Annotated in this window: 6 protein-coding genes; 2 read left to right on the top strand and 4 right to left on the bottom strand. The window is 61.6% G+C overall.

The window, feature by feature from the left end; translation table 11 throughout:
* Positions 1-17: 17 nt before the first annotated feature.
* A complete protein-coding gene (locus ACF8RA_RS14920) occupies positions 18-1,214 on the bottom strand; it encodes a methionine gamma-lyase (RefSeq protein WP_176682597.1) in 1,197 nt (398 codons plus the stop codon).
* Between the two features lie 127 nt (positions 1,215-1,341).
* Between ACF8RA_RS14920 and ACF8RA_RS14925 the strand changes: the two genes are divergently transcribed.
* A complete protein-coding gene (locus ACF8RA_RS14925; RefSeq protein WP_003251803.1) occupies positions 1,342-1,821 on the top strand; it encodes an Lrp/AsnC family transcriptional regulator in 480 nt (159 codons plus the stop codon).
* A gap of 85 nt (positions 1,822-1,906) precedes the next feature.
* Here the strand turns inward: ACF8RA_RS14925 and cysN are convergent, their stop codons facing one another.
* The 3 genes from cysN to ACF8RA_RS14940 form a co-directional block, all read right to left on the bottom strand.
* Complete coding sequence (gene cysN / locus ACF8RA_RS14930; protein WP_084852049.1) at positions 1,907-3,808, bottom strand: sulfate adenylyltransferase subunit CysN; 1,902 nt, start codon at positions 3,806-3,808, stop codon at positions 1,907-1,909.
* 15 nt (positions 3,809-3,823) lie between these two features.
* Positions 3,824-4,741 (bottom strand): sulfate adenylyltransferase subunit CysD, encoded by a 918-nt coding sequence (gene cysD / locus ACF8RA_RS14935; RefSeq protein ID WP_003251799.1) that lies wholly within the window; start codon positions 4,739-4,741, stop codon positions 3,824-3,826.
* A gap of 220 nt (positions 4,742-4,961) precedes the next feature.
* Positions 4,962-5,720 (bottom strand): Nif3-like dinuclear metal center hexameric protein, encoded by a 759-nt coding sequence (locus tag ACF8RA_RS14940; protein ID WP_021784130.1) that lies wholly within the window; start codon positions 5,718-5,720, stop codon positions 4,962-4,964.
* Positions 5,721-5,888: 168 nt separating this feature from the next.
* Between ACF8RA_RS14940 and algW the strand changes: the two genes are divergently transcribed.
* On the top strand, positions 5,889-7,049 hold the full coding sequence (algW, locus tag ACF8RA_RS14945) for a Do family serine endopeptidase AlgW (RefSeq protein WP_021784129.1): 1,161 nt from the start codon (positions 5,889-5,891) through the stop codon (positions 7,047-7,049).
* Positions 7,050-7,080: the final 31 nt, after the last annotated feature.

Raw genomic sequence — 7,080 nt, forward strand, 5'->3', positions numbered from 1 at the left:
GGGCCAGTGCAGGCAACCTAACAGCAGGCCTGCAATGCCTGTTCGACATCTGCCAGCAGGTCCTCCACATCCTCCAGCCCCACCGACAGACGCACCAACCCCTCCGATATCCCGTGATGCACTCGCTCCTGCGGCGTATAGCTGGAATGGGTCATGCTCGCCGGGTGCTGCGCCAGCGACTCGGCATCTCCCAGGCTCACCGCCCGCGCAAAGAGCTGCAGCGCATTCATGAAGCGCCGCCCCGCCTCAATGCCACCCTTGAGCTCAAACGCAATCATCCCCCCAGGCAAACGCATCTGTCGCTGGGCCAACGCGTACTGGGCAAAAGACGGTAGCCCCGGGTAATGAATCAATTCCACCTGCGGCTGCCGAGCCAGAAACTCGGCCACCTTCTGAGCATTGGCGCAATGCCGGTCCATTCGCAGGGCCAGGGTCTTGATCCCGCGCATCAGCAGCGCCGCGTCATGCGGTGACAGCACTGCCCCGGTCATATCCTTCAGCCCTTCCAGGCGAATGCGATCGACCAACGCCTTGCGCCCCACCACCAGCCCCGCAGTGATATCACCGTGGCCACTGAGGTACTTGGTTGCCGAGTGCACCACCAGGTCCGCCCCCAGCTCCAGTGGCCGCTGCAGGTACGGTGTACAGTAGGTGTTATCGACCACCACATGCACATCATGCCCCCGCACCGCCTCGACAACCGCCTCAATATCCACAAGCTGCATATTGGGGTTGGCCGGTGTTTCGAAGTAGATCATCCGTGTTTTGCTGTTGATCGCCGCCTTCAGGGCCATGGAATCGTTGAGATCGACATGGCGAACTTTGACGCCGAACTCACCAATACCGTGGTGCAGAAAAGCGAAGGTGCAGCCATACAAGGTGCGCCCCACAATCAGCTCATCGCCAGGCCGTAGCAGGGTCCAGATGGTTGAGGTAATCGCACCCATCCCTGATGCCAACGCCAACCCCGCCTCACCACCCTCCAGCGAAGCCATGCGCTGCTCCAGCAAGGCCAGCGTGGGGTTGGAGATGCGACTGTAGAAGTGCCCCGCCTCCTCTCCGGCGAAGCAGGCAGCGCCGTACTCAACAGTGGGAAAGGCATAGGTGGCCGTCTGGTACACCGGCGGCACCAAGGCGCCACCGTGGGACAGCGGGTCGTAGCCATGGTGAATGGCCCGCGTGGAAAAACCGGTGTTGTCGTGGGAGTCGCGCATGGCAACGGCCTCTTGTGGTTTGTTGTAAGCTTATGCCACCGAGCTGCCCAATTTTTTCCAAAATAGCCTACACATAGGCGTGCTTTCTGGAACAAAAACAATAATCAACGGACCAGGAGGGCAAAAAATGCCTTCAAGCCTCGACCGCACCGACCGCGCCCTGCTCGCCGCCTTGCAGGACAACGCCCGCCTCACCGTTGCCGAACTCGCCGACCAGGTGGCACTGACCACCTCGCCCTGCTGGCGACGGGTGAAGCTGCTGGAAGAAAACGGCTACATCACCGGCTACCAGGCCATCCTCTCGCCCAAGTCGCTGGGGTTTGGCGTGACCGCGTTCGTCAGCATCATGATGGACTCGCACACCAAGGACATGGCGCTGGCGTTCGAACAGCGGCTGATGGAAATTCCCGAAATCGTCGCCTGCCACAACATCTCCGGGCGCTATGACTTTCTGCTGGAGATACTGGCACGGGACCTGGAGTCGTTTGGGGAATTTACCCGGGAGGTGCTGCAGCGGTTGCCGGGGGTGAAGGAGATCTATTCGAGTTTTTCGTACAAAGCAGTCAAGGAAAGGCGGGTGATACCGGTGTCGGAGAAACATATCTAGGACAGATCTTTCCGAACAGTGGGAAGGATCCTGAACGCGAGACAAAAAACCCCGCCGAAGCGGGGTTCTCCTTGCAGGCTAGCGCTTAGATCGCGCCACGCTGACGCAGCACGTCCAGCACCTGTTTCACGCCTTCGTCCACGCTGGTGGCCTGGGTGTCGATCACAAGATCAGCATCCAGCGGCACATCGAACGGGAAGCTCTCGCCCGGGATGTTGTCGCCACCGGCAGCGTACAGGCCTTGCGGGTCACGCTCGCGGCAGACCAGCGGCGAGGCCTGGACGTAAACGGTCACCAGGCGCTCCTTGCCGATCAGCGCCTTGGCCTGTTCGCGGCCTTCGGCATCCGGGGCCACGAACGCAGCCAGGGTCAGCATGCCGGCTTCGTTGAACTGGCGCGCCACGTGGGCGGCGCGGCGCCAGTTCTCGGTGCGGCCGGCGCGGTCCTGTGGCAGGCCCTTGTTCAGGTCGTGACGCAGGTTCTGGCCGTCGAGCACGTACACCGCGCGCCCCATGTCGAACAGCTTGCGCTCCACGGCATAAGCCAAGGTGCTCTTGCCAGCACCGGACAGGCCGCTGAACAGCACGGTGGCTGGCTGCTGGCCGAAGCGCAGGGCGCGCTCTTCGGTGGACACGTGAGCCTGCTTGCCATGATGACCGGTGCTGCCGTGTGGCAACACGGGCGGGGCGATGATCATGCCGGCGCCAACGGTACCGTTGGTCAGGCGGTCGATGACGATGAACGCACCGGTGGTGCGATTGCTGTCGTAACCGTCGAGGGCAATCGAGGTGTCCAGGGCAACCTTGACGCGGCCGATTTCGTTCAGTTGCAGTGCGCTGGCAGCGCCCTGCTCCAGGGTGTTCACATCGACCTTGTGGGTGATGCTGGCAATCGAGCCTGGCACGTAGCTGGTGGCACGCTTGATGTCGTATTTCTTGCCCGGGAGCATCGGCTCCTCGGCCATCCACACCAGCATGGCGTCGAAGTGGTCAGTTACCGGCGGGACGTTGTCGGCATGTACCAGCAGGTCGCCACGGGAGATGTCGATCTCGTCTTCCATGGTCAGGGTCACGGCCTGGCCTGGGCCGGCGTTTTCCAGTTCACCTTCGTAGGTGACGATGGACTTGACCCGGCTGCTCTTGCCCGAAGGAAGCACGACAATCTCGTCACCTTTGTGCACCACGCCGCTGGCGATGGTGCCAGCAAAGCCGCGGAAGTTCAGGTTGGGACGGTTGACGTACTGCACCGGGAAACGCAGGTCGGTGAAGTTGCGGTCAGCCGAAACCTCGACGGTTTCGAGGATTTCCATCAGCGTCGGGCCGGCGTACCACGGCGATTGCTCGCTGTGGTTGACCACGTTGTCACCCTTGAGCGCCGACATCGGCACGAAGTGCAGGCTGCTCGGGGTCAGGTTGATGGCTTCGGCAAACTTCAGGTAGTCGGCCTTGATCGACTCGAAGACGCCTTCATCGAAGCCCTTCAGGTCCATCTTGTTGACCGCGACCACGATGTGCTTGATGCCCAGCAACGACGCGATGTAGCTGTGGCGACGGGTCTGGGTCTGCACGCCGTAGCGGGCATCGACCAGGATGATCGCCAGGTCGCAGGTGGACGCACCGGTGGCCATGTTGCGGGTGTACTGCTCGTGGCCCGGAGTGTCGGCGATGATGAACTTGCGCTTGGCGGTGGAGAAGTAGCGGTAGGCGACATCGATGGTGATGCCCTGCTCGCGCTCGGCCTGCAGGCCATCTACCAGCAACGCCAGGTCGACTTCTTCGCCGGTGGTGCCGACTTTCTTCGAATCACGGGTGATGGCCTCGAGGTGGTCCTCGTAGATCATCTTCGAATCGTGCAGCAGGCGCCCGATCAGGGTGCTCTTGCCGTCGTCAACGTTGCCGCAAGTCAGGAAGCGCAGCAGTTCCTTGCGCTCATGCTGGGCCAGGTAGGCGAGGATGTCCTCGCTGATCAGATCAGATTGGTGCGACATGGAGTAACCCTGAAATTAGAAGTAGCCTTGGCGTTTCTTGTCTTCCATGGAACCGGCGCCATCGTGATCGATGACACGGCCCTGGCGTTCGGACGTACGGGTCAGGAGCATTTCCTGAATGATGTCCGTCAGGGTCTCGGCTTCCGATTCGACAGCGCCCGTCAGCGGGTAGCAGCCGAGGGTACGGAAACGCACCTTCTTCTTGACGATGCGGGCTTTTTCTTCCTCGGAGAGGTGCTCGAGGATGCGCTCGTCGTCGATCATGATCAGGGTGCCGTTCTTCTCGATGACTTCACGCTCGGCGGCGAAGTACAGCGGCACGATCGGGATGCCTTCAAGGTAGATGTACTGCCAGATGTCCAGTTCGGTCCAGTTCGACAACGGGAAGACGCGGATCGACTCACCCTTGTTGACCTTGCCGTTGTAAACGTTCCACAGCTCGGGGCGCTGGTTCTTCGGGTCCCAGCGGTGCTTGCTGTCACGGAACGAATACACACGCTCCTTGGCCCGCGACTTCTCTTCGTCGCGGCGCGCACCACCGAAGGCAGCGTCGAAACCATGCTTGTCCAGCGCCTGCTTCAGGCCCTGGGTCTTCATGATATCGGTGTGCTTGGAGCTGCCATGGGTAAACGGGTTGATACCCTGCGCCACACCCTCGGGGTTGACGTGGGTGATCAGCTCCAGGCCCATTTCCTCGACCATTTTGTCGCGGAAGCTGTACATCTCCTGGAATTTCCACTGGGTGTCGACGTGCATCACCGGGAACGGCAGCTTGCCCGGGAAGAAGGCCTTGCGCGCCAGGTGCAGCATCACGGCGGAGTCCTTGCCGATCGAGTACAGCATCACCGGGTTGTCGAACTCGGCGGCCACCTCGCGGATGATGTGGATGCTCTCCGCCTCCAGCTGTTTCAAGTGCGTCAGTTTGTCGACCATGGCTACTCACGAAAAACGATCTTATGGACGGCCTGCGGGCCGTGTTCGAGCGAGCCACTTTATCACAGCGGCTGCTTCTATTTAGGAGGCTGGCTAGATCGAAAAAATCTAACGATATGACTGGGGGTTTGGGCTGGCAGGGCCGGCCTCTTCGCGGGTGAACCCGCTCCTAAAGGCCCGTGTAGGAGCGGGTTCACCCGTGAAGGGGGCGACATCGTTATCAGATGGGATTAGGGCAATCGATGAACAGGTGCTCCACGGCAAACCGTCGTGCCAGGTAATCGCCCAGCGCCTGCACCCCATAGCGCTCGGTGGCATGGTGCCCGGCAGCAATGAAGCTGACGCCATTCTCGCGCGCACTGTGGTAGGTCTGCTCGGACGCCTCACCGGTCAGGTACAGGTCCACCCCGGCGGCAATCGCCGTGTCGATATAGCCCTGCCCGCCGCCGGTGCACCAGCCCACCCGGCGGATCATGTCGTTGCCTTCGACCAGCAACGGCTCACGCCCCAGCACGCCTTGAACCCGACGGGCAAAATCGCGCGCGGTCATGGATTCGGCCAGCGAACCGATCAGCCCGACCACTTTGGGGTTTTCCGGGTCAAGTGGCCCTTCGACAGTGATCTCCAGTTGCCGCGCCAGTTGCACGTTGTTGCCGACTTCCGGGTGCACGTCCAAGGGCAGGTGAAACGCCAGCAGACTGATATCGTTATTCAGCAAGGTCTTCAGGCGACGCTGGCGAATGCCGGTGATGCACGGGTTCTCGCCCTTCCAGAAATAACCATGGTGTACCAGCACCAGATCAGCCTCGGCCTCGACCGCGGCATCCAGCAATGCCTGGCTGGCGGTAACACCACTGACAATACGGCTGACCTGCGGCCGGCCTTCGACCTGCAGGCCATTTGGGCAATAATCCTGGATCTTCGCACTGCCCAGATAACGCTCGGCTTCCTCGACCAGGGTACTTAGAGCAACGGCCATGAAAATCTCCTCGAAAACTGCGCTTTTCTCGGGCGCAACGCCTGACGAACGCCCGTATAATGCCGGCCATTATGGGCCGTCGCCGTCACTGGGGGAACCGGTGTATGATCGCGCGCGCTCATGCCCCACTGCCAGGCCGCTGGCCCCTGCTCTTTCCAGGATTCGTTCATGTTCAAGGCTTTGCGTTACTTCGGCTGGCCCCTGCTTACCGGCATACTGATCGCCATGCTGATCATCCAGCGTTTTCCGCAATGGGTCGGGCTGCCCAGCCAGGACGTCAACCTGCAGCAAGCGCCACAGACCACGCGGATCATGCAAGGTCCGGTGTCGTACGCCGACGCCGTGACCCTGGCCGCCCCGGCGGTGGCCAACCTGTACACCACCAAGGTGGTGAACAAAAGCGCCCACCCGCTGTTCGAGGACCCGCAGTTCCGCCGCTTCTTCGGTGACAACCTGCCCAAACAGCGCCGCTGGGAATCAAGCCTGGGCTCGGCGGTAATCATGAGCCCTGAGGGCTACCTGCTGACCAACAACCATGTCACCAGCGGCGCCGATCAGATCGTCGTCGCCCTGAAGGATGGCCGCGAGACTTTGGCCCGCGTGATCGGCAGCGACCCGGAAACCGACCTTGCGGTGCTGAAGATCGACTTGAAGAACCTGCCGGCAATCACCATCGGCCGTTCCGACAACATTCGCATCGGCGACGTGTCGCTGGCCATCGGCAACCCGTTCGGCGTCGGCCAGACTGTGACCATGGGCATCATCAGCGCCACTGGCCGCAATCAGCTGGGGCTTAACAACTACGAAGACTTCATCCAGACCGACGCGGCGATCAACCCAGGCAACTCCGGTGGTGCGCTGGTGGATGCCAATGGCAACCTGATCGGCATCAATACCGCGATCTTCTCCAAGTCCGGCGGCTCGCAGGGCATCGGCTTCGCCATCCCGGTAAAGCTGGCACTGGAGGTGATGAAGTCGATCGTCGAACATGGCCAGGTGATACGTGGCTGGCTGGGCATCGAAGTACAGCCACTGAGCCAGGAGCTGGCAGAGTCGTTCGGCATGAAGGACCGCCCAGGCATCGTGGTGGCGGGCATCTTCCGCGAAGGGCCAGCCGCCAAGGCCGGGCTGCAACTGGGTGACGTGATCCTGAGCATCAATGGCGAGCCGGCCGGCGACGGGCGCAAGTCGATGAACCAGGTAGCGCGGATCAAGCCCAACGAGAAGATCACCATTGAGGTGATGCGCAACGGGCAGCCGTTGAAACTGATCGCCGAGGTGGGGCTGCGGCCGCCGCCGGCGCCGGCTGCCAGCCAGGAAAATAAATAAAGCCGGGGCCGCGTTGCGGCCCTTCGCGGGC

This window comes from Pseudomonas sp. FYR_5, from assembly GCF_043106315.1.
Classification (GTDB): domain Bacteria; phylum Pseudomonadota; class Gammaproteobacteria; order Pseudomonadales; family Pseudomonadaceae; genus Aquipseudomonas; species Aquipseudomonas putida_Y.